Annotated in this window: 19 protein-coding genes; 15 read left to right on the forward strand and 4 right to left on the reverse strand. The window is 71.1% G+C overall.

Features of this window, described 5'->3' with window-relative positions; genetic code table 11:
* Positions 1–140: 140 nt before the first annotated feature.
* Positions 141–1307 (reverse strand): acyl-CoA desaturase, encoded by a 1167-nt coding sequence (locus tag ABH937_RS37230; RefSeq protein ID WP_370147065.1) that lies wholly within the window; start codon positions 1305–1307, stop codon positions 141–143.
* A gap of 1230 nt (positions 1308–2537) precedes the next feature.
* Complete coding sequence (locus ABH937_RS37235; protein WP_280694939.1) at positions 2538–3218, reverse strand: hypothetical protein; 681 nt, start codon at positions 3216–3218, stop codon at positions 2538–2540.
* 85 nt (positions 3219–3303) lie between these two features.
* Here ABH937_RS37235 and ABH937_RS37240 point away from each other — a divergent pair, with 85 nt between their 5' ends.
* The 14 genes from ABH937_RS37240 (at position 3304) to ABH937_RS37305 (ending at position 18844) form a co-directional block, all read left to right on the forward strand.
* On the forward strand, positions 3304–3852 hold the full coding sequence (locus ABH937_RS37240) for a Uma2 family endonuclease (RefSeq protein WP_280694938.1): 549 nt from the start codon (positions 3304–3306) through the stop codon (positions 3850–3852).
* A 1170-nt stretch (positions 3853–5022) separates the two neighbouring features.
* A complete protein-coding gene (locus tag ABH937_RS37245; RefSeq protein ID WP_280694937.1) occupies positions 5023–5904 on the forward strand; it encodes a hypothetical protein in 882 nt (293 codons plus the stop codon).
* Positions 5905–5938: 34 nt separating this feature from the next.
* A complete protein-coding gene (locus tag ABH937_RS37250; protein WP_280694936.1) occupies positions 5939–6586 on the forward strand; it encodes a hypothetical protein in 648 nt (215 codons plus the stop codon).
* A gap of 32 nt (positions 6587–6618) precedes the next feature.
* The gene (locus tag ABH937_RS37255) at positions 6619–6897 is read left to right on the forward strand and encodes a hypothetical protein (protein WP_280694935.1); all 279 of its coding nucleotides are present in this window, start codon (positions 6619–6621) and stop codon (positions 6895–6897) included.
* Entirely contained in the window at positions 6894–7982 is a 1089-nt protein-coding gene (locus ABH937_RS37260; protein ID WP_280694934.1) for a conjugal transfer protein, read from the forward strand. Before ABH937_RS37255 ends, ABH937_RS37260 begins: the two co-directional genes overlap by 4 nt.
* Before the next feature lie 19 nt (positions 7983–8001).
* On the forward strand, positions 8002–8292 hold the full coding sequence (locus tag ABH937_RS37265) for a hypothetical protein (protein ID WP_280694933.1): 291 nt from the start codon (positions 8002–8004) through the stop codon (positions 8290–8292).
* Complete coding sequence (locus ABH937_RS37270) at positions 8289–8879, forward strand: hypothetical protein (protein ID WP_370220779.1); 591 nt, start codon at positions 8289–8291, stop codon at positions 8877–8879. Before ABH937_RS37265 ends, ABH937_RS37270 begins: the two co-directional genes overlap by 4 nt.
* A 3-nt stretch (positions 8880–8882) precedes the next feature.
* A complete protein-coding gene (locus ABH937_RS37275; protein ID WP_280694930.1) occupies positions 8883–11438 on the forward strand; it encodes an ATP-binding protein in 2556 nt (851 codons plus the stop codon).
* The gene (locus tag ABH937_RS37280) at positions 11435–12271 is read left to right on the forward strand and encodes a hypothetical protein (protein WP_370220780.1); all 837 of its coding nucleotides are present in this window, start codon (positions 11435–11437) and stop codon (positions 12269–12271) included. Before ABH937_RS37275 ends, ABH937_RS37280 begins: the two co-directional genes overlap by 4 nt.
* A complete protein-coding gene (locus tag ABH937_RS37285) occupies positions 12213–13922 on the forward strand; it encodes a hypothetical protein (RefSeq protein WP_370220781.1) in 1710 nt (569 codons plus the stop codon). The genes ABH937_RS37280 and ABH937_RS37285 overlap by 59 nt, the downstream gene beginning before the upstream one ends.
* Positions 13922–15073: a C40 family peptidase gene (locus tag ABH937_RS37290; protein ID WP_370147060.1), complete on the forward strand. Its 1152-nt coding sequence runs from the start codon at positions 13922–13924 to the stop codon at positions 15071–15073. The genes ABH937_RS37285 and ABH937_RS37290 overlap by 1 nt, the downstream gene beginning before the upstream one ends.
* A gap of 168 nt (positions 15074–15241) precedes the next feature.
* A complete protein-coding gene (locus ABH937_RS37295; protein ID WP_280694926.1) occupies positions 15242–15700 on the forward strand; it encodes a hypothetical protein in 459 nt (152 codons plus the stop codon).
* Positions 15697–17877: an ATP/GTP-binding protein gene (locus tag ABH937_RS37300; protein ID WP_280694925.1), complete on the forward strand. Its 2181-nt coding sequence runs from the start codon at positions 15697–15699 to the stop codon at positions 17875–17877. The genes ABH937_RS37295 and ABH937_RS37300 overlap by 4 nt, the downstream gene beginning before the upstream one ends.
* 13 nt (positions 17878–17890) lie before the next feature.
* Positions 17891–18844, forward strand: coding sequence for a replication-relaxation family protein (locus tag ABH937_RS37305; RefSeq protein ID WP_280694924.1), 954 nt, complete (start codon positions 17891–17893; stop codon positions 18842–18844).
* Positions 18845–19033: 189 nt separating this feature from the next.
* On the opposite strand, the gene ABH937_RS37310 is transcribed toward ABH937_RS37305, so the two are convergent.
* Complete coding sequence (locus ABH937_RS37310) at positions 19034–19285, reverse strand: hypothetical protein (protein ID WP_370220782.1); 252 nt, start codon at positions 19283–19285, stop codon at positions 19034–19036.
* On the reverse strand, positions 19282–19632 hold the full coding sequence (locus ABH937_RS37315) for a hypothetical protein (protein WP_280694922.1): 351 nt from the start codon (positions 19630–19632) through the stop codon (positions 19282–19284). The genes ABH937_RS37310 and ABH937_RS37315 overlap by 4 nt, the downstream gene beginning before the upstream one ends.
* 412 nt (positions 19633–20044) lie before the next feature.
* Here ABH937_RS37315 and ABH937_RS37320 point away from each other — a divergent pair, with 412 nt between their 5' ends.
* Positions 20045–20485, forward strand: coding sequence for a replication-relaxation family protein (locus tag ABH937_RS37320; protein ID WP_370220783.1), 441 nt, complete (start codon positions 20045–20047; stop codon positions 20483–20485).
* Positions 20486–20772: the final 287 nt, after the last annotated feature.

The raw sequence follows: 20772 nt of genomic DNA on the forward strand, positions 1-20772 counted from the left end.
GTACCTCACCCCACTCGAAACCCGAGCCAGGCTCCGGCACGACTTCACCCCTGCAGCGTAAGCACCCGCTGTCCAAGATCAGGGGGGAACTTCAGGCGCTGGAGGCCGAGGTGAGCGCGCATTCCGCGCGCATCCGAAGTTCAGATGGCCCCGACAGACCCCGTTTCGGCGCCGACCCTGTGCATGTGTCGCAGGCCTTGGCGGTACGACTCGATCAGTCCCGTTTCGGTGTAGGGGAGGCCCAGAGTCTGACAGTGGGCCCGGACGAGGGGCTGCGCGCGGCGCAGGTTGGGACGGGGCATGCTGGGAAAGAGATGGTGGTCTATTTGGTAATTGAGGCCTCCGAAAAGCCAATCGGTGACCATGCCGCTGCGGACGTTGCGTGAGGTGAGCACTTGGCGGCGCAGATAGTCCCAGCGACGGTCGTCGGAGGTCGGCATCGCCATACCTTTGTGGTTAGGGGCGAAAGCACTGCCAAGGTAGAGCCCGAGGAGGGCATGGTGCAGCGCAGCAAAGGTGAGGGCGTGCAGCGGGTCCATGGCCAGGAGCAGCAGTATGGTGTAGCCGATCGAGTGGGCTGCGAGCAGCGTGGCCTCGACCAGTCGTTCGCGGTGCGGCTGGCGGGGCAGGTCATGGATGCTCGTCACCATGAGGAAAAGACCCTCGAACACCAGCAGCGGGAAGAACAGCCCGGCTTGGTGGCGCGTCAGCCAGCGGGCAAGTCCTCGCCGTTGCGTGGCCTGGTGTCGTGTCCAGACCACGACGCTGGGGCTGACGTCGGGGTCTTTGTCGATGTGGTTGGGGTTGGCATGGTGGCGGTTGTGTTTGTCGGTCCACCACGCGATGCTCACACCGAGCAGCAAGTTGCCGTGGACCAGCCCGAGCACCCGGTTCGCCCGGCGGCTGTCGGCGATCTGCTGGTGCCCCGCGTCATGCCCGATGAAGGCGGTGCGCCCGCTGAGTACAGCGGCCGGTAGTGCCAGTGCGAGTGCGCACCAGGAGTTGCCGATCAGTTGCAGGCCTGCTGCGGTAGCGGCGAGCAGCAGCAGGTTCATGGTGATGCTCCGGGTGTACCAGCCCGATCGGCGCTGCAGCAACCCGGCTGCGCGTATCGTGCGCAGCAGTGGGCTGAAGTCACTGGATCTGCGGCTGCTGTCAGCGCAGGAACCAGAGGCCGGCTGGTGGGTGCTGTGCGGGAGGGGTCTGGGATGGGCTGTGCCGCTGGTCGGGTCGACGAGCCGCGGGGTGTGGCTGCCGGGTGGTTGTGCGGCCCGGGTGGCGGGGGCATCAGCCGTCGGCTGTTTCAGTGGCCGTCCCGTGGCCTGGGTGTGAGATGAGGTGAAGCGGCCAATCGCTTGGTGGTGGATGCCCTCGGGCTTCGGGGTTCGGTGGTCCGTCTGCAGGTCGATCGCCCCGTGCAGGCCAAGGGTCTTCTCGTGCTCGCCGCAGTTCCCCCGCCGGATCAGCTGGTTGGCGTGGAGAATCTTGAGAACCCGCTGTGCCCTGGTCCACTCGGGCAATCGGGCAAGGGACGCGTAGAGCGAATTGGGGCTCCGGCCGGGATTCTGCGGAGGGGTCATGGGCCTGCTCTCCTTGCTGTCGGGACGTCCCCAGGGAGCGGCCAGTTGGTCAAGAGCCACAGCCCCTTTGGTGGCTCCTCGTACTTCCCTTAAAAGGGTGCGGTGTCCGTCTCGTCAGTCTGCGAGGGCAGGAACCGCCCGTGCATGGGCATATATCCCGTTAGATATACGTAGCAGTCGGCGGGCTGCTGTCGGTCCACCGGCCGCACATCAGCCACTCGCCGACGGCGGCCAACGACCGCGCGGTTCGGGTACGCGGTCCAGGAAACGACGCAGGTCAACGACCTGCCGAGGGCTGAGGACGACGGCAGCACGGGCCGGTGGCTCCAGCGGCGCGGGGATAGGAGATGATGTTCGGGCAGGCCGCACGCGATACGTCACCGTGCACGTTCGCCGAACGTTTCCTTCCGGCGGCGCCAGGCCCTCGCCACGCACCGGCCGAGCAGTAGAGGGCGTTCGAGCGCGGTCCAAGCCGGCCACCCACCGGCCCCCGCACACCGAACGCTCCACGACACCCTCACCGCTCAGCTCGGCCGCCACCCGCATCCGACGATCCACCCGCCATCGCCTGGCCCGACACACCGCCGAGAAGTACCCGGCATCCGGCCCCGCCGTCGGCCCCAGCCGATCACGACAGCCTCCGCACTCCCGCTCCCCGGCCCGCTCGAGGTCACATTCGCTCGATGCCCTCGGGTACCACACCAGCGTAAAACTCAAGAGGTCGGGGATCAGTGTCGGCGGCGGCTCTGCATCCTCTCCCACGGCTATCGCGTGGAAAGAGGTGTCGTCGCGGCAGGAGGGCTTGCCCACGTGCCGCGACCTGCCGAAACGGGCGATATGGCCGGGATGGGGCTGCAACTCTCGGTGCAACCCCCAGTGCAACGGTTCAGCCGCCCATCCAGACAACGGTTCAGCCCCCTATGAAAGCAACTGGCCGCGCCCGCTGGTGAGTGGCTGTCAGGGAGTGTCACCCTGCCAGTACCACCGCTGTGGGTCCTGCGGGGCGGGGCCGTAGCCGGCACGGCCTCCAGCGCCGAACGCACCGATCTCCGTGGCCAGCGCGGCCCCGCCGGCGAGGTCCTCCGCACTCCACCCCGTGACCTGCTCGGCGAACCTCACGGCCGCGCAGGCGGCGTTGAGGCACCGGAACCGGCGTATCAGCAGCTCGATGACTACCCGGGTGCCGCTGATCGCCGCGTCGGACAACCGTCGCAGGTATCGCCCGTGCACACGTCCCGATGGGCTCCGGCAGTACAGCGCGGGAATATCCATGCTCTCGGCCGTGCCGTTGTAGGTGTCACGGGCCCAGTCAGCGAACGCAGTAGGCGTGTCGTGCCGGTGATCCCAGTACTGCACTCCCTGCCAGTCGTCGACCGCGTAGAACACAGCGTCGGTGCGCCGCTCCTCCAGGAGCTCAGCGATGTACTCCCGGTCTTCGTCGTCGAGGTGCACGGGGTCGAGCGCGGACACCGGGCAGCCGGCCGCCGCCGCGGCATGCTCGGCGCATCGGTCGGAGAGTTTGAGTCCGGGCACCCGGAACACCGGGCCCACGTGGTCGCAGTCGCGGTCCCCGCGCTCGGCGGTGCGCACCGCGACCGGGACGACCTTTTCGAGCGTGAGCGGCTCCTGGCCGTCCATCACCGGGCCGTCGAAGTACTGTAATCACCGCCTCGAACCGTACGAGCAGGGCCTTACTCTGATAGCCCGCCGACCTGGAGACGACATGGACCCGAACCATCTGGCACTGATCGAGGAAGCCCGCAGGATCGCCCCCGAGAACGTCAAGGTCGAATTCTCGGGCGAAGTCATCATCATGCAGGCGGCCCCGTCCGCCATCCATCAGCGCAACCTCGACCACATCGCGCGCCAGTTCGCCAACCACGTTCCCGCGGACTGCTTCGCGAGCCAGAACAGCGGGCTGGCATCCCCGCGGGTCCGCAAGTCCCGCACCCCGGACCTGACCATCCTCCCCGAAGACGTTCCGGAGGGCGAGAACAACGAGGTCCCCGCCGAGGCCGCCCTGATTGCTGTGGAGGTCGTCTCCCCCTCCAACCCGGAGAACGACTGGGTCGGCAAGCTCCGCGACTACCCGCTCATGGGAATCGCGCTCTACCTGATCGTCGACCCGTCCCAGAAGAGCGTCACCCTCTTCGGCGAACCCGAGAACGGCCGCTACCGGGCCAGGGAAGACGCCGACTTCGGTGAAACCGTCCACGTCCCGCAGCCTTTCGGATTCGTCCTGGAGACCGCAGCGCTCCTTCCCTACGGCTGAGCCGGCTGCCTACCGACCGGTGCCAGTGACCGGGGGCACGTCGGCGGTCGCCTCCGCGTCGCGCGGGCCGGGCCTGCTCACGTAGGTGTTCGAGCACGGGGGTCAGGTCGGCGGTCAGAGCGTCCAGCAGCGCGTATCCGTCCTTCGCGTAGGTGATCGCCAGTTGGTCGCGCTTGGTCTAAGCAGAGTTCGCGTGCCGCGCCTGCGACGTGATCATGCACGCGGACCATAGGGGCACCTCCCGGCCGAAGGCTGGGGGAGCATCCCGCAACATCGCCCGCAAAGGCGAGGCCGCGTGGATCGCGGGGCGTGAGTCACGCGTCCCAGCCACCGGGTCGGTGGCTCAGACGTGGAAGGCCACGCGACAGCCAGCCGCGCCCTACCCACAAGCCCGGTCGTTCACGACCGGGTCAAGTTGACGCCGGCGTGGTTGGTGACTATTGATTCGCCCGCCGGGTGGGTCGTCAGGACGTTCGTTGGCGATCGGTGTCCCACTTTCGCAGGACGTCCTGGATCTTCGCGGCCACGTCTGGGTTGACTCCGCGACGTGTGCGGCGTGGCGCAGGTAGGGCTCGGCGCCCTGGAGGAGGGCGGAGCGCGGGTACATCAGCGTGATGGCTGTGTGGGTGCCTTCAGCGAGGATGTGGCTCCAGGCGTCGATGTCCCGGTGTCTGGCCGGCGCCGGGATGTAGCCGGGATGTGACCGGCCACGAAACCACCTCCGGCCTGGAGGCAGACCCAGTCCGTACGTGTGGCGCATCTGCTGCAGGCGATGGCGCCGTTCATGGAAGGGAACCGGCGCTGCCACTTCGTGTCCAGGGCGTAGGCGTCGTGGGCGCGCAGGGTGGGCTCGCTGCACAGGCAACACGCCAACCGCAGTGTGGGACCGGGCAACGGGGCCTGCGAGGTGCCGACCGGATCGCGGGTTTCATGCTGGCACCGGCGTACGGGGTGCGCACCGCGACACACCGGCTGCTGACCAGATGGCAGGCGGGCGAGGGGCCAATGCGCAGGCTTGCCCAGCGGCCGGGAGGCTTGCCCGCAGGGGCTTGCCCAGGGTCCTGCGGAAATGGGCAAGCCTTGGACCTGGTCTTTTCGGGGTTCGGGCAAGCCATCGGTCAAGCCTGGGTGAGGAGAGTTCACGGCACGGGATCCGAGAGGAGATGTGCCGTGACCGATCTGAACCTGTGCCGCGCCGGCGGACTCTTCGCCCGCCTGGACGCCGACTGGGCGGCGCTGTGCGCGGACGCCTCCGTGCGGGACGCCGTGTCGGGCTGGCTGGCCTTCGACCGCCTGGACGACGATGTCGGCGCCCAGGCCGGCGCCTGGGTCGGTGTGCTAGGGCCCGAGCAGCTGCTGGCCGCCCTGCGGCCCGGCGGCCTGTCCGATGCGCTGGCCGACGCCGTGCTGCGGGCGCTGCTGGAGCGTGCCGCCGGCCGTGGTGCGGTGGCGGTGCTGGCCGCGCGGATCGCGGTGCAGGCGATGGTCCCGGCCGCGGTCCGCATGACCCGTGGTCAGGTCCGGCCCTTCGGCGGGCGCTCCTTCGACGACGTGGCTGCCGTGGTGGTGGTCGCGCTCTACGAGACGGCGTGCTCCGGCCGGATCCACCGCCGTCCCGGGCGGCCAGCCGCCAACTTCCTGCTCGACGCGCTGAAGCAGGTCTGCCGTGAGTTGGCCGCTGACCGCGAGGAGCGGGGGGAGGATCTCGCGCTCGCCGAGTACGTGGTCGACATCGGGCCCGGCCTGGATCGCCTGGCCCACCAGCGGGCCGTGCGTACTGCCGCGGCTGAGGCCGGCCTTGAGCCTGTGCCGGGCGCTGATCAGGAGGCGGCCGGGGTCCGGCTGGAGCTGCTGGAGCTGCTCCTGGAGGCGAAGGAGGCCGGGGCCGTCTCGGCGGCCGACGCCCGGGCCATCGCCTGGCACTACACCGCCGACCCGCTGTCGGACGCCGTGGCAGCCCTGCGGGCCGGCACCAGCGCGGGCGCCTGGCAGCGCCGCCGCTCCCGCGCCGTCCACGCCCTCCAGGTCAGGCAGCGGCCGGCCGCGGCCTGACCACACGTCACCCGAACCTATGAGGAGTTCTCTGATGCTGTTCACCTGCTGCCTGAGCGCCTCGCAGCGCTTGCTCGTCCTCGGCTCGCTCTGCCACCTCACTGCCGGTGCCGCGTACCTGGCTCTCACCGGGATCGCCGGCAGCCGGGTGCCGATCCGCCGTCAGGAGATCGGCTCTGGCTCCGGCGCCGCGGTGGCCGCCGCGATGGTGTGGGCCGTGGTGGTCGTGCTGTGGCCGATCCCGTGGGTCTGCCGCACCGTCCGGGCGCTGCGCTGTCGCGCGGGTGCGGCGCAGCCGTGCGAGGAGCGGTTCTGGCGGGCCCAGCCCGCCAGCGTGGTCACCCACCCGATGCGGCTGGCTGCGGCTGCGCAGCCGCAGATGCCGCCGCTGTGGTGCCGCGACGAGTACGAGGCCGTCCACAGCGCTCTCACGGCCTCTCCCGCTGCTGGGGCGGCCAGGGCAGCGGCGCTGGTAGAGCGCTCCGTCCTGGCTTTCGGCCCGGCCCATACGCACGCCCGCTACGCGTGGGAGTTGCTCGCGCACACCGCTCGCCTCGGCCTGGCCGAGCGCCAGGACCAGCCCACCCTGGTCCCGTTTCCGCGAGCTGCCCGTCCGCTCGATGACCAGGCCGCTGTTGGCGCCGACGGCGTTTACCTGCCCGGCTGCCCGTATGCGGTCTGACGCCCCATTATCTCGCTGAGAAGGAGAAGGACATGACGACCTCGACTGCCACGGTGCGCCTGGACGTGGACGAGGAGTGCGTCACCCGCGCCCACCGTCTGCTCATCGGCCTCGGCGCCGCCCTCGTCCACCGCCCCTTCGACACCGACACCCACGACCGGCTTCGCGCCTTCCTCGACGTCGACGCCGCGCAGGTCCTCGCCTGCCTGCGGGTACTGCAGGACCGCGGCGAGGAGCGGCTGCGCCGGCGGATCGACGAGCTGACGGGCTGCCACGTCCTCCCCGCCGGCGGTACGGGTGGTGCGGTGTGAGGGCACTGCTGAACCGCCGCTCGCCGAGCGCCCCGGCGGATGCGGCCGAGGAAGCGCAGGAGTGGGAGGAGGAGGGGGCTGGCGGTTGGTCCTGGTCGAGTGGCGCGACCGCGAACATCACGGTCGTGCTGCGCTGGGCCGCGTGGGGCCTGATGCTCCTGGGCCCGCTACTTGGCGGTGCCGCGTTCCTGTCCCGCCCGGTCTCGGCCAGCCCTGCCCGGGCGCAGCCTCCGCTGAGTGCACCGGCCACTGGCTCGCAGGGTGCGGCCGGTTTCGCCCAGCTCTTCGTCGCCGCCTACATCTCGGCCGGTGACGGCGACCAGGCCAAGCTGGCCGCCTACTACCCCGGCGCCACCGACTTGCGTCTCGAAGGCGCGTCTGGTCGTCGCAGCGGTGACCAGTTGGCGGTGGTGAGGCTGCGTCAGAGCGACCCGAGTGTGTGGTCGGTGACGGTCGCCGCCCGCATCATCACCGCGGTGGGCAGCGGCAGCGCCGGATCGGCTTCCTCCTTGGCCGTCGGCACCGACACGGCCATCGCGCCCCCCACCGCGGCGGCGGGGGCGGTGCGTTACTTCCAGGTGGCGGTGGCCACCGCGACCGCCGGCGGTGGCGCGATGGGGTACGTGGCGCTGGCGCTGCCGGCTGAGGTGGCCGCTCCTCCGTGTGTGCGGGCGCCGGCGTTGGTGTACGGGCCGTGGCGGCCCGCGCTGCCCGGTGACCCGCTGGCTGGAGCTGTCACCGAGTTCCTCACCGCGTACCTCACCGGCAGCGGGGACCTGACGCGCTATCTGTCCCCCGGTACCCAGCTGGCCGCAATCACCCCGCCCCCGTACACCGCACTCGTCGTCGACGAGCTGGCCGTCGAGGGCGAGCAGGACGGCGCCCAGGTAAGCGGGGTTCCGGCGGGCGGCATCCGGCTGCGGGTGCTGGCCCAGTTGCGCGCCACCGGAACCGACGGCATGCGTGTCCCGCTCGCCTACGCCCTCACCCTTCAGGCCCGGGCCGGGCGTTGGGAGATCGCCTCCCTCGATGGCGCCCCCGCCCAGGCCACCACGCCCAACCCCGCGACGTCCGTCTCTTCCTGACCTCGAAGGAGCACTCCTCGTGAACGACACTGCTCTCGCCGCCGGCTGGATCGCCACTTTCACCGGAATCGGTACCGACGCCAAGGGCCTGATCTTCACCATCTTGATCCCGGCGCTGTGCGGGGCTTTCGTCCTGCTCGTCGGCTTCCGGACCAAGTCGCCCGGTCCGACGATCATGGCGTGCATCCTGGCCGCGATCGTCTGGGGCCTGTCGGCCAACATGAGCACGCTGCAGGGCAAGGCCGTCCAGGACATCAACAGCTACAACGGCGGGACCACGTCGTCGTCCGTGCAGAGGGGCGACCAGTGACCTCCGCCCAGGCCGCGGCGGCCGAGGTCGAGCCTGAGCTGATCGGTCGCTGCTACACCAAAGCCCGCTCCAGCCCGCTGGTCGTCGGTGTCGTTCGCGGCGGCGGCGGGCGTAACCTGCGCCTGATCGGCGGCCCCTACACGATCACCCAACTCGGCGCCATGGTCGCAACCGTCGTCCTGCTCATGCTGGCCCGACCCCTATGGGGCGGGCACGGCCTGACCGACGCCCTCGTGTTGATCGGCGCACCGTTCGGGGCGGCCTTCGCACTGCGGCACCTGCACATCGACGGCCGCAACCCGCTCACCGCAGCCCTCAGCGTCGCGGCGATGCTCACCGCACCCCGCGCGGGCCGCCTGCACGGCCGACCCGTGCGCCCCGTCCGGCCGGTGCGCTGCCACGCCCGGGCCTGCGTCGCCACGGCACCCGCCGGCCCGGGTGCTACCGCCGAGCCCGTCGCCGGCGCCTGGTCGACGCCCGGTTCGGCGCCGCCGCGAGCCGAGGCCCGCCCTACCGCGCCTTGCGCCCCGGTCGCATCCGGGGTGCAGGCCCTCCTCGCCCGCCGCACCACTCACCTCGGGGACTGAACCATGAGGCTACCCATCCGTCACATCGCGAACAACGTGGTCTGGACGACCACCGGAGCCTGCTGGGTGATCTGGCGGGTGGCCGCCACCAACTACTCCCACGCCCCGTCAGCCGCGAAGAAGGCCCGCTTGCAGGCGCTGGAGTCACTGGTCAAGGCGCTGGTCGGCGAGCCGATGCTGCTGAGTCTGTGCCCGCAGGTCGACCCCGTCGCCGTGGTGCGCGCGATGGTCGCCGGCGTCGACCTGGAGGCGAGCCCGCGCTACGAGCAGCTCGGCCACGCCGTCCTCGATGAGCTGGAGGCGATGGAGCTCACCGGCCGCACCGACTGGCTCGCCCTTCCGCTGCCCGCGCTTTCCCGCCGCGATGCCGCGATGTCGACGGTCTCGGCGGCGCGGGCGGAGGTGGACCTGCAGCTGGGGCTGCTGCCCGCCGCGATCACCGCCGCCGAGATCGAGCGGCGCACCGAGCAGGCCCGCCGGATGTGCGCCCAGTGGCCGACCGGGGTGGAGATGCGGCCCGCCACGGAGGCCGAGATTTTGTGGATCTACGGACACGGTGCCCGCCGCGGACTGGTGGAGCCGCTGCTGGCGGACGGCGACGAGCCGGCGGTGCGCGGGCGCGGGCGCACGGTCGCCGCGCTGAGCGAGGTGCTGCTGGCCGAGGGCGGCAGCGACGCCGTCAACTCCGCAGGCGGCGGCCGTGCCCTGGCGTCCAGCCCGTTCAAGCGCCGGTTCCTGCAGGTGTCGAGTGAGTGGGGCGACTCGTATCAGGCGCTGCTGGCGCTGTCCGAGATGCCGCAGGCCTTCGCGCTGCCGGGGGCGGCTTACCTGCAGCAGCTCGACGACCTGGCCTACCCCGTCGACTGGGTGGCCCGACTCGTCGTCACACCGGGTGTGAAGGCTGAGGCGAAGACCCGTCGGCGGGCTCGGCACCTGCGCGCGCAGGTCTCCGAGTACGAGGGCGACCCCGCCGGCCCCCCGGCGACGGTGGCCCAGCACGTGTCCGACAACGACGAATACCGGGAGCGCCTGACGTCCTCGGCCCGCGAGGTCGAGGTCCGCGCCATGGTCACCCTGGCCGTCTGGGGCGCCACAGCGGACGAGGCGCAGGACCGGGCCGCGGCGCTCGCCTCGGACTTCGGCGCCACCGACTACACGTTCGCCCGGCCGGTCGGTGAGCAGTTGAGGTTGTGGCAGGCCATGCTTCCGGGCTGCCGCACCCCCAGGGTGATGCTCGGCTATGCCCAGACCCTCCTGGCGAGGGATTTCGCGATGGCGATGCCCTGGTGCGGCTCGCAGTTGGGTGACGAGCGCGGCGCGCTGTTCGGCCTCCAGCTCGCCTCCGGTGGCGCCCGTCCCGTCCTCGTCGACCCCGCCCGGGGACCACGCGAGAACACCTCGGCTTCGAAGGCGTTCATCGGCGAGCCAGGCGCCGGCAAGAGCCTGGCGATGAAGACCGCCGTCTTCAATGTCCTCGCCACCGGCCGGCGCAGCGACCTGCCCAGCTCGCGCGGCCGCGCGGTGATCGTGGATCGCACCAACGAGGAGGAGTGGGTCAGGTTCGCCAAGTCCTGCCCCGGCACCACCCAGGTCATCCGTGTCGGCCAGAGCGCGGAGGTCAGCCTCGACCCGCTGCGGCTATTCGTCACGCAGAACCCCAAGACCGCGGCCCGGTTCTGCGAGAGCTTCCTGACCCTGCTGCTGGGGGTTCGGCCGATGGACCTCGAAGGGGTCGCCCTGTCCGAGGCGGTCCAGGCCGTCCTGGAGCGGCACGCCCCCTCGATGCGGGCCCTGGTCGAGGAACTGACGGTGCGCGGTGGCGAAGATCCGGCTGCCCGTGCCCTGGCGCGCAAGCTGAACGCGGTCGCGCGCAGGGACCTGGCCCGCGTGGTCTTCGACGAGGCGCTGCCGGTTGTCGACACCCGCCGCGCCGATGCCGTGGTCTTCGCCGTCAACGCGCTGCAGCTGCCCAAGAAGGCCGAACTCGAATCCGCGCACCGCATCGAACGCCTTGAGTTCGAGAAGGTGCTGGGCCGGGCGGTGATGTACCTGGTCGCCGCCGTCGCCCGCGAGAGCGTCATGGCGGTCAAGAACGAGTTCGGCGTCGCCGTCTTCGACGAGTGCTGGTGGCTGACCGGTAGCGATGAGGGCCTTGACCTGCTGCTGGAACTGATCCGCGACGGCCGCAAGCACAACGCCGCCGCCTACCTCGCCAGCCACGACCCCTACGACATCGGACCTGCCGACAGCGAGAAGGGCGCCATCATCCGCGGCCTGATCCCCCACCGTCTCGTCTTTCGCCAGACCAACCGCGAACTGGCCGCACGTGCCCTGGCCTTTCTCGGCGTCGACGCCACCGACCCCGGCCTGCTGGACCTCGTCACCGGCGGCCTGTCGCCAATCGGCCTGCCCGAGGACGAGAAGGCCGCGCGGGCCGGGGAGTGTCTCTACCACGACCTGGCCGGCCGGATCGGGCTGATGCGCGTGCTCATCCCCCGCGACCAGGCGATCGCCCGCACCATCCGCACCACTCCCGGCGACTACCAGGGCGCCGCATGACCGGGACCCGCACCTGGTGGTCGCGTCTTCGGCTGCTCGGCCCCGAACGGCTGCGAACCGCCGTGCTGCTGGCCGCACTCGCGGCCACCGCCGCCGCCCTGCTCACCTCGCTGCCCGCCTGGGCCGACCCCGCCCCCACACCCGCCCCTGCCGCGACATCCTCACCAAGCCCGACGAGCCCGGCCGCAGCGCCCGTGCCGACGGCGGCCGGGCAGGACGCGCCGAGCTTGGAGCAGCAGGCGCTGCTCCAGGAGATCCTGCAGGAGCAGGCGCAGCACCTGACGGCGGACCAGCAGGACGCGCTGCTGGCGGCGAAGACGGGGCAGCTGCGCAAGCTGCTGCCTTCGCAGGGCGGGGTGCTCTCGGTCTTCAACGTCACCGACCGGTATGGGATCCCGATCGAGGCCTACACCGTCACGAGCGACACCGGCGGGATCGCCGACTGGGACCTGGGCATCGACAACCTGCTGACGGAACTGTGCTTCATGGTCGTCAAGTGGGCGATCGCGTTCTGCTGCTGGCTGATCGCCTGGGCCCTGTCGTTCGGGCTGGCCAAGGTGCTGTTGGCGCCCGTCATGTCGGTGTCCACCAGCCTGCACACCCGGGTCGTGGTGGAGATGGGCCTGCCGTCTCTCGCGTTGGCCGTGTGCGCGCTGATCTGTGTCGCCCGGTTCTTCTTCGGCGACCGCGCCCGGGGCTGGGGAGATGCGGCGCTGTCGATCCTGATCGCCGCGCTCACCACCACACCTGCTCGCCTCGCCCCCCACGTTGCTGATGGGCACCGACCACGGGGCGATCGCGGCCACCCGGGGCCTGGCGCTGGAGGTCGCTGACGTCATCTTGCAGGTCAACCCCTCCGCGCAGAACCAGGTTGGCGCCGATGTCACCGGCGCGGACCTGGCGCGCCCGCTCACCGACGCCCTCACCGACAGCTTCATCGTCCAACCCGCGATGCTGCTCCAGTACGGGCAGGTCTTCGACGGCCACTGCGCCAAGGCCTACACGGCCAGCCGGCTCTCCCAACTCGCCTACGACCAGGCCGTGGCCGACCAGATGGCGAAGCTGCAGAAAGCCACCGACGGCATCGCCAACGCCTTGCCTCTGGTCGGCGGCCTGGTCTCTTCCGGCAACGACGCCGCCTCAAGCCTCATCAGCACGTGGGCCCGGGACCACTTCGGCGACCCCCCGATGAGCAAGTTCGAGAAGCAGTGCGTCACCGGCGACCCGGCGACCGCGCGCAAGGCCAGCCTCGACAAGGTCGGCGGCGCCGGCTTCCTCCTGATCGCCGCCCTCATCGTCGCCGCCCTCATCACCGCTCTGGCCGGCTCCTTCCTCATCGCGCAGGTCCGCATCGCCTGGGACGCGATCCGCGGCGAGGGCGCCCTGGTCGCCGGCACCATCCCAGGAGCCGGGCGTAGCTGGCTGTGGGACTGGTGCTCCTCCGTGCTGCGCTCCCTCGCGCAGATGCTGGTCAGCGTCATCGCGCTGGCGGTGTTCATCGTCGTGATCCAGGCCGTCCTGACACCCGCCCAGAACGACTGGGGCAAGGAGTTGACGCTACGCTTCCTCGTGGTCGACGTGGTGTGTATCGCCGCCGTCAAGCAGCGGCGGCGGATCGCGGATCGCACCCGCCAGGTGGGCGCAGCCTGGCGCACCAGGATGTCGGCGGGCCGCGTCGGCGGCACCGGCGGCAGCGTGTTCGCCGCCCCTGCCTCCGCCACCATCGCCAAGCGCCCCCGGATCGCGCGCACCGCCGCCCGCGTGGCGGTGCGCTCCGCGATGGCCGGCGTCTCCCTCGCCCAGGGCAACCCCCTGGCCGCGATCGGCTACGCCATGCTCCAGTCCATCGGCGCCACCGCCCTCATGTCCCGCCTCGCCACCGGCAACCGCACCCGCCGCGCACCCGGCAACGCCGCCCGACCCGCCGGACGCCGACCCCCCACCCAGGGCGGCAACCGCCGTCCGGCCCAGCAGAACACCAGGCCGAACCCCGGCACCCGCTCCCAGGCGCCCACCATCGAGATGCCCGCCGTGCCGAGCCGGGCCACTGGGCCAAGCGACCCGCCGACCATCGAGATGCCACCCGTCCCACGACCAGGCCCCGCCACACCAACACCGGCACCGGCACCGGCCCACGCGGCCACGCGCCCGAACACCCGTCACATCCCCAGCCAGCCCGCCGCCTCCGCACGCCAACAGCAACTGCGCCAGCGCCTGGAGCGCACCCAGCAAGCCCACCGAGCCCGGCAGGCCAACCGCCCCACACCCACGAACCAGCCCACGCCAAGCGGCAGCACCAGCACTCCGGTCACCAGCGCCAGCGCTGGCACCGCGGTCGGCCGCAGCACCATGTCCACGACCCAACCGACACCGGCCCAGCAACCGGCGCAGCGCTCGCGGATGGCCCTGGACTGGGAGGAGTTCGGCCGCACCCCGCCGCCTCCTACGGTCTCCCGCCGTACCCCGCCCCGCAGGCGCCGATGATGAGCGCGCGCACCGGCCGCCTGCTCGGCGGCGCCACCCTGCTGCTCGTCCTGGCCGTCGTCATGACCGCCGCCATCGCCGCCCACGCCTCCGAGCTCGCCCAGGACCAGGCCGACCAGACCCGCCAGACCCAGGCGCCGTGCCCCGGCACCGCACTTCCGGACGCCGACACCGCTCAGCTCTCCCAGCAGGTCCAGCAGGCCCTGGCCGGCACCACCACACCGGTGCGGGTGCCGGGCCTGGATGTCCCGGGCGAACAGATCCCCAACGCCAAGACCATCGTGGCGACCGGCCTCCAGATGGGCGTCCCGGCCGGCGGCCAGGTCATCGCGCTCGCCACCGCGCTGCAGGAATCCGACCTGCGCAACCTGACCGGCGGCGACTGGGACTCGGTCGGCCTGTTCCAGCAGCGCCCCTCCCAGGGCTGGGGCACCGCCCAGCAGATCAGCGACCCCGTATACGCCAGCCAGAAGTTCTACAGCGCGCTGCTCGCCGTGCCCAACTGGCAGCAGTTGCCGCTCACCGTCGCCGCCCAAGACGTGCAGAAGTCCGGACACCCCGACGCCTACGCCCCGCACGCAGCCCTCGCCACCGCCCTGCAGCAGGCCATCACCCCCACCCTCGGCGCCGGCGCACCGGCACCAGCCGGGCCCACCGGCAACGGCAGCGGGTGCACCACACCGGCCCCGGCCGCCACCGGGACGATTCCGCCGGGGGCGATCCCGGCCGGCTACCAGATCCCACCGGACGCACCACCCGCGGTGCGCACCGCGATCCAGTGGGCCCTGAGCCAGTTGGGGACCCCGTACCAGTGGGGAGGCGAATGCACCGACCCCCACGGCGCCGACCGCGCCGGGCGCTGCGACTGCTCCTCCCTCGTCCAGCGCGCCTACGGCGTCGCCGGCATCACCGTGGCCCGCACCACCTACGACCAGGTCGATCAAGGCACCGCCGTTGCCGCCGACCCGGCCGCGCTGCGCCCGGGCGACCTGGTCTTCACCGAAGGCACTCCCGACCATCCCGAGCATGTCGCCCTGGCCATCGGCCAGGGACTGCTGGTGCAGGCACCGCATACCGGAGCGGTGGTCGACGTCGTCGAGGTGGCCAACCACGGCACCCTGCTCGCCGTGCGACGGGTGGTGTCGAGCTGATCCGCCGTCACCACTCACCTCTAAGTAAAGGATTGACAAAGTCGCGCGGGCCGTGTCTGAACCGGCTCGGCGGCCCGGCTTGGTCCGGGTGAAGGAACCCATCGTCAGCAACCAGGAGGCCGCCGTGCTCCACATCCCCACCCGCTCCTCGCTCCAGGCGGTGCCGGCATGAGCACCGACTCGCTGCCCGGGGTGCAGTTGCTCCTCGACACCGCCCACCAGACGGTGCTGCTGTCCCCGTACCTGGGGGCCACCGGCCTCGCCGCCGCCTGGGCCGCCGTGTCCCGGTGGCGCCTCCGCAAGACCCGGGCCGCCCTCGCCGACCGCACCAGCGTGGAGGTCGTACCGACGAACAGCTTCGACCCGAGCGAGAGCGAGGTCGGCCGGTTCAGCCACCACCTGGCCCGGGTGCGCCACGCCGCCCGCGACGTCCCCGCGCGCGGCGCGGCCGTCCGCCTGCGCTACACCGCCGACCGCAGCCAGATGCGCTGCCTGATCGAAGGCCCCGCCCAGGCGGCCGCGATCCTGAGCATGCCCGGCTTCGCCAAGGTCGAGGTCCGCTCCACCCGCCCCGGCCAAGCGATCCAGCCGGTCCGCTTCGCCGCCCCTGCCCAGGCGGCCCGGTGAACGCGCCGACGGTCGACCTCGCCAAGCCCGCCGGCGACGGTGCCTGCCGTTCGAAGCGGCCGGTGTACGTAGAGCGCGCCGAGCTCGTGCTGGCGCTGCCCGACCACCAGCCGCTGGCCGCGCTCGGTTTGACGCCCGATCCGCTGCAGCAACTCGCCACCGCGCTCGCCTCGGTACGCACCGAGGACGGGGAGCGGGCCGACGTGGTCCTCGACCTGGTCCCCGTCACCCAGCGCCGCCTGGCCCGCCGCCGGCGGCGCCTGCTGGCCCGCTCCAAGCACCGCGGCCCCACCGCCTACGGCGAGAAGCTCACTGGCGGACTGCGAGGAGCTGGACTGCTGGAGTCGTTCACCGCGGCCTGGTCCGGCGGAACCTCGAGCAGCGGCAGCACCAGCCGCGGCGCCCGACTGCCGCGGATGACCGACATCCGCGACGCGGTGGGCAAGTTCGAGCCTGGCACGGCGGTCTTCCAGATCCAACTGCTGCTGCGCACCCAGGCCGCACACCCGCAGCTGGCGCTGGAGCGCATGCACCGGCTGCTCGCCGTCTTCGCCGCCACCAGCGGCGAGAACTACCTGCGCGCGTACCGGCCCCGCACCCGGCGAGCCATCGCCGCCTTCGACCGGCGCTTCGACACCGGGGAGTTCGCACCCAAACGCCGACAGTGGACGACCGTGCCCGAACTCGCCGGATTCCTGAAGCCACCAACGGCCAGGTGCAGCGCACCCGGTGTGGTGCGCTCCGGCGGCCTAGTCCCACCCGCCCCGGCAACGCTGCCCATCTACACCGGCCAAGCGGACCTGGTGCCGCTCGGGGCGGTCGTCTACCCCGACGGCGTCGAGCGGATCGGCGCCGCCAAGGTGAAGGACCTGCTGTTCGGGCTGTCCCTCGGCAAGGCCGGACACGGCAAGACCGAGCAAGCTCTGGTGCAGTGCATCGCCCTCGCGCACGCAGGGTTCGGCACCTGGTTCCTGGACCCGCACGGCGAGGCGTGGGCGCGGGCCAAGCCGTACCTGGCGCACCCTCACATCACCGAGCGGCTGTGGGAGATCAACCTCGCCAAGGTCGCACCGGAGCAGATGGTCGTCTCCTGGAACCCCCTGTCCATGGAGAACCGGGCCATGGCCGATGTCCAAGACGTGGTCCGCTCGGTCGTCGAGGGCATCGCCGCCGCCCAGGACTGGGGAGACCACGCGCCCCGGGCCCGCACGATCCTGGCCCGCACCGCCCAGGCCCTGGCCCTGCTCAACTTGCAGGCCGTCACCGCGAGCAAACCCGCCGCGCAGTGCACGCTCTTCCAGATCAGGACCTGGCTGGTGGACGAGGAGTGGCGCTGGGCGCTGTTGCCGACGCTGCCCCAGCGGGCGAGGGACTACTGGGAGAAGACGTTCCCGACGCTGGCCAAGGATTCGGTGCCGACCGTCACCTACGCGATCGACCGCATCGACACCTCCCAGTCACTGCAGGCGTTCTTCGGCTCGCCGCGCTCCGGCTACGACATCCGCAGCGCGATGGACGAGAGCAAGGTCGTATTCCTCTGCCCATCCGGCTCCGAATCGGACGCTCTGGTCTCCTGCCTGCTCATCCACGACCTGCACCGCGCCGGCCTGTCCCGCCAGGACACCCCCCGCGAGGAGCGCCGCACGTTCTGGGCCTGGGGCGATGAGCTGACCGCCCTCGACTCCTCGTCCAAAGGCTTCCTGGCCGCCATCGCCGAGCAGCTGCGCAAGTACGAGGTGCGGTTCACCGGCATGACGCAGATGGCCCTGCGCCTTTCCGCGATCACCCGCCAGGCGCTGCTACAGAACCAGTCACTGCTGTCCACCTGCGCGGCGGACTACGACGAAGCCGCCTTCGTCACGCGCCGATGGAACGGGCACGTCACCCCCGAGACCGTCACCGAGCTCGCCAAATACCACTACGTCATGTCGATCAGCCTCGACGGAGCACGGACCACCCCGTTCCGGGTCCGCGGCCTGCCCGTCGAAGAGATCTTCGCCCACTACGACAACCCCGACGGCATCCCCGACCTCGATGCGGCGATCGACGCCAACATGCGCCGCCGACCCGCCGGCGACATCCTCACCGACCTCGAGCACCTGGACACCGAGATCCTCGTCCACCACCTCCACCTACCCGCCGGCCACAACGGCGACCCCACCACCACCCTCGACTGAACAGGAGCACGCGATGCCATACCCGACCCCCACGCCCAAGGGCATCGGAGCGATCGGCCAGCAGGCCATGACCGTCCTCTACCAGCACCGCCTCGTCTCCACCGACCAGCTGCACCGCCTCGTCACCCCCCACCACAGCCGCCCCGAGTACCTGCGCCGCCAACTCCACACCCTGCGCGAAGCCGGCCTCGCCGACCGCGTCGGGCGGCGCACCCACGGACAGACCAGCCTGCTGTGGTGGCTCACCCCCAAAGGAGCCGACGCCGTCGAAGCCGCCGACCTACTCCCGGCGCGCCCGTACCGAATGAGCCCCGAGGCCGCCGCCGGCCCCCTCCAGGAACACACCCTGGCCACCGTCGAAACCGGCCTGGCGTTCGTCACCTGGGCCCAGCGGCTCGGCCACGACTGCGGGCCGCTCGACTGGTCACCCGAGACCGCCCACTACTACCGCGACGACACCCGCCCCGGCGAAGACCTCGCCCTCATCCCCGACGCCGTCCTCAACTACGTCCACACCGACGAAACCGAGCGCACCCGCACCCTGCTGACGTTCTTCGTCGAACTCGACCGCGCCACCATGACCATCGCCCGCCTCGCCCACAAACTCCACGCCTACGCCCGCTACCACCAGTACACGCCCCAGCCCCCCGGCCCCCGCGCCAACCGCACCCCCACCCGCGGCACGGCTGCCGTGCCGGCCTGGCGCCACCGCTACCCCGCCTACCCTCGCCTCCTGCTCGTCTTCACCAGCGCCGAACCCACCCGCCTGCAACGCCGCATCGCCGACCTACGCAGCCTCGCCCACACCGACCCACTCCTGACCACCACACCCATCCGCACCGGCGCCACCACCCTCCACCAACTACGCGAACACGGCCCTTTCACACGCGTCTTCACCCCCATCCTCGGCCCCGCCGACCCAGTCGACGCCTGGCTACGCACGCAGGCACCCGCCGCAGCAGCCTGATCACCACGCCGGGGCCCAGTCGGCGGGCCGCTGCCCACCGGGCTCCACGACCCGGTAGCCGTGCGGCGCCGTCCAGGTGGTCGTCCATCCGTTCCAGGGCCCCCTGCAGCTGGCGCCAGGCCGGCCGCCGCAGCCCGCCCTCACCCAGCAGGTCCGCCCCGTCCGCCCCCGTCCTGTCAGGGCAGATTTTTAGAGACACTGGACGCGGAGAATATAAACGCGCTCATCACGTGGGACGATCATGTACCAGAAAATGCCATCACCAACGTCAGCGGTCTTCATCCGTTCACCAGCTCCCTGATAGGTGAAGCCGTCCAAGTAGAGGGCTGCGGCAGCCCGAACGATCTCGCCAGCTTTCTTTTCGACCTGGGCAACAAAGGCAAGCGGCGCCCCGGTGACGACGTTGTCTTCATCAGGGTTGTACTCCCAGCGCCAGGTCATCCGCGCACCACCTCGACAGCGGCATTCACAATGGCTCCGGCGAGGGCGGCTTGCCGCCGGCGCTCTTCTGAGGTCTCCGCGTGGTTGGCGAGATACTCGGCACGATGTAGTTCGGCGAGCGTCTCCGGGTGGCGCGCGATCTCGATATCCACAGCCCATTTCATGGTGAAGCGCAGTAGGGGCTTGAGGCTCTGATATTCCACCGCCTCCGTCATGGCACGCGCCTGGTCCGCGGTCATCTCAGTCAGCCGGTGCGGGATGAGAGCCGCTACAGCCTCATACAGAGCCATCGGCGTTTGAGCGGGCTGCGGGATCAGTTCGGGGCCATGGATCGGCTGAGCGCTCATGGGAATCCTCCTTCGGGTACCCAGGACAGTACCGGCAGCCGGGCACGGCCAGGATGAGTCCGGGGTGCCTGAGGCGAGCTCCCGTTCTCCGCCAGCAGGCCGAGAACGGGAGCTGACGGGTTCACGAACAGCGGCTGGAGCGCGGGCACCGCGCCTGCCTGTGCCATCACGCAGAAGGCACCCGCTCATCGCAACCTGGTCCCTGGATCGAGCCCGGTCCAGGCGGTGTCGCCCCACCGCTCGCGTCCCAGGCCGGAGCTCCTCGCAGACGTCCCCCTCGCATAACATGCAGGTTTCGAGAGGACTTTTGCCGGCGGCGACCTGCGGAAACGTGATCACTTCCGGCGCTCTCGCAGAACTCTCACAGATGGTCGTTTCTGCGAGTGACCCACCGTCACCACCACGCACAGCGATGACAGATGGTCTGATCGGCATCCGCCCCGCTCGGAAACGTTTCGGTCGAACCGTCTCCGAGCGGGGCGTTCGACCTCGCGGGTCAGCCAACGGGCGCGAGGACCTGGCCCTCGTCCCCGGTGCCGTCCTCAACTACGTCCACACCGACGAAACCGAGCGCACCCGCACGCTGCTGACGTTCTTCGTCGAACTCGACCGGGCCACCATGACCATCGCCCGCCTCGCCCACAAACTCCACGCCTACGCCCGCTACCACCAGTACACGCCCGAGCCCCCCGGCCCCCGCGCCAACCGCACCCCCACCCGCGGCACGGCTGCCGTGCCGGCCTGGCGCCACCGCTACCCCGCCTACTGCTCGTCTTCACCAACGCCGAACCCACCCGCCTCCACCGACGCATCGCCGACCTACGCAGCCTCGCCCACACCGACCCACTCCTGACCACCACACCCATCCGCACCGGCGCCACCACCCTCCACCAACTACACGAACACGGCCCCTTCGCACGCGTTCTTCACCCTCATCCTCAGCCCCGCCGACCCAGTCGACGCCTGGCTACACACGCAGGCACCCACCACCTCGTCCTGACCGCGACTCCAGACAGCCCCCGAGCCATAGGCGACCTTGGCGGGCGGGGGGGGGGGGGGGGGGGGGGGGGGGGGGGGGGGGGGGGGGGGGGGGGGGGGGGGGGGGGGGGGGGGGGGGGGGGGGGGGGGGGGGGGGGGGGG

Source organism: Kitasatospora sp. GAS1066B (assembly GCF_041262605.1).
Lineage (GTDB): Bacteria > Actinomycetota > Actinomycetes > Streptomycetales > Streptomycetaceae > Kitasatospora.

Bases quoted from the DNA above. Each gene is read 5' to 3' on its own strand.
- ABH937_RS37250 (WP_280694936.1), top strand. From the start codon at position 5,939: ATGCTGTTCACCTGCTGCCTGAGCGCCTCGCAGCGCTTGCTCGTCCTC.
- ABH937_RS37320 (WP_370220783.1), top strand. From the start codon at position 20,045: ATGACAGATGGTCTGATCGGCATCCGCCCCGCTCGGAAACGTTTCGGT.
- ABH937_RS37240 (WP_280694938.1), top strand. From the start codon at position 3,304: ATGGACCCGAACCATCTGGCACTGATCGAGGAAGCCCGCAGGATCGCC.
- ABH937_RS37315 (WP_280694922.1), bottom strand. From the start codon at position 19,632: ATGAGCGCTCAGCCGATCCATGGCCCCGAACTGATCCCGCAGCCCGCT.
- ABH937_RS37255 (WP_280694935.1), top strand. From the start codon at position 6,619: ATGACGACCTCGACTGCCACGGTGCGCCTGGACGTGGACGAGGAGTGC.
- ABH937_RS37235 (WP_280694939.1), bottom strand. From the start codon at position 3,218: ATGGACGGCCAGGAGCCGCTCACGCTCGAAAAGGTCGTCCCGGTCGCG.
- ABH937_RS37275 (WP_280694930.1), top strand. From the start codon at position 8,883: ATGAGGCTACCCATCCGTCACATCGCGAACAACGTGGTCTGGACGACC.
- ABH937_RS37295 (WP_280694926.1), top strand. From the start codon at position 15,242: ATGAGCACCGACTCGCTGCCCGGGGTGCAGTTGCTCCTCGACACCGCC.
- ABH937_RS37280 (WP_370220780.1), top strand. From the start codon at position 11,435: ATGACCGGGACCCGCACCTGGTGGTCGCGTCTTCGGCTGCTCGGCCCC.
- ABH937_RS37310 (WP_370220782.1), bottom strand. From the start codon at position 19,285: ATGACCTGGCGCTGGGAGTACAACCCTGATGAAGACAACGTCGTCACC.
- ABH937_RS37305 (WP_280694924.1), top strand. From the start codon at position 17,891: ATGCCATACCCGACCCCCACGCCCAAGGGCATCGGAGCGATCGGCCAG.
- ABH937_RS37290 (WP_370147060.1), top strand. From the start codon at position 13,922: ATGAGCGCGCGCACCGGCCGCCTGCTCGGCGGCGCCACCCTGCTGCTC.
- ABH937_RS37285 (WP_370220781.1), top strand. From the start codon at position 12,213: ATGGGCACCGACCACGGGGCGATCGCGGCCACCCGGGGCCTGGCGCTG.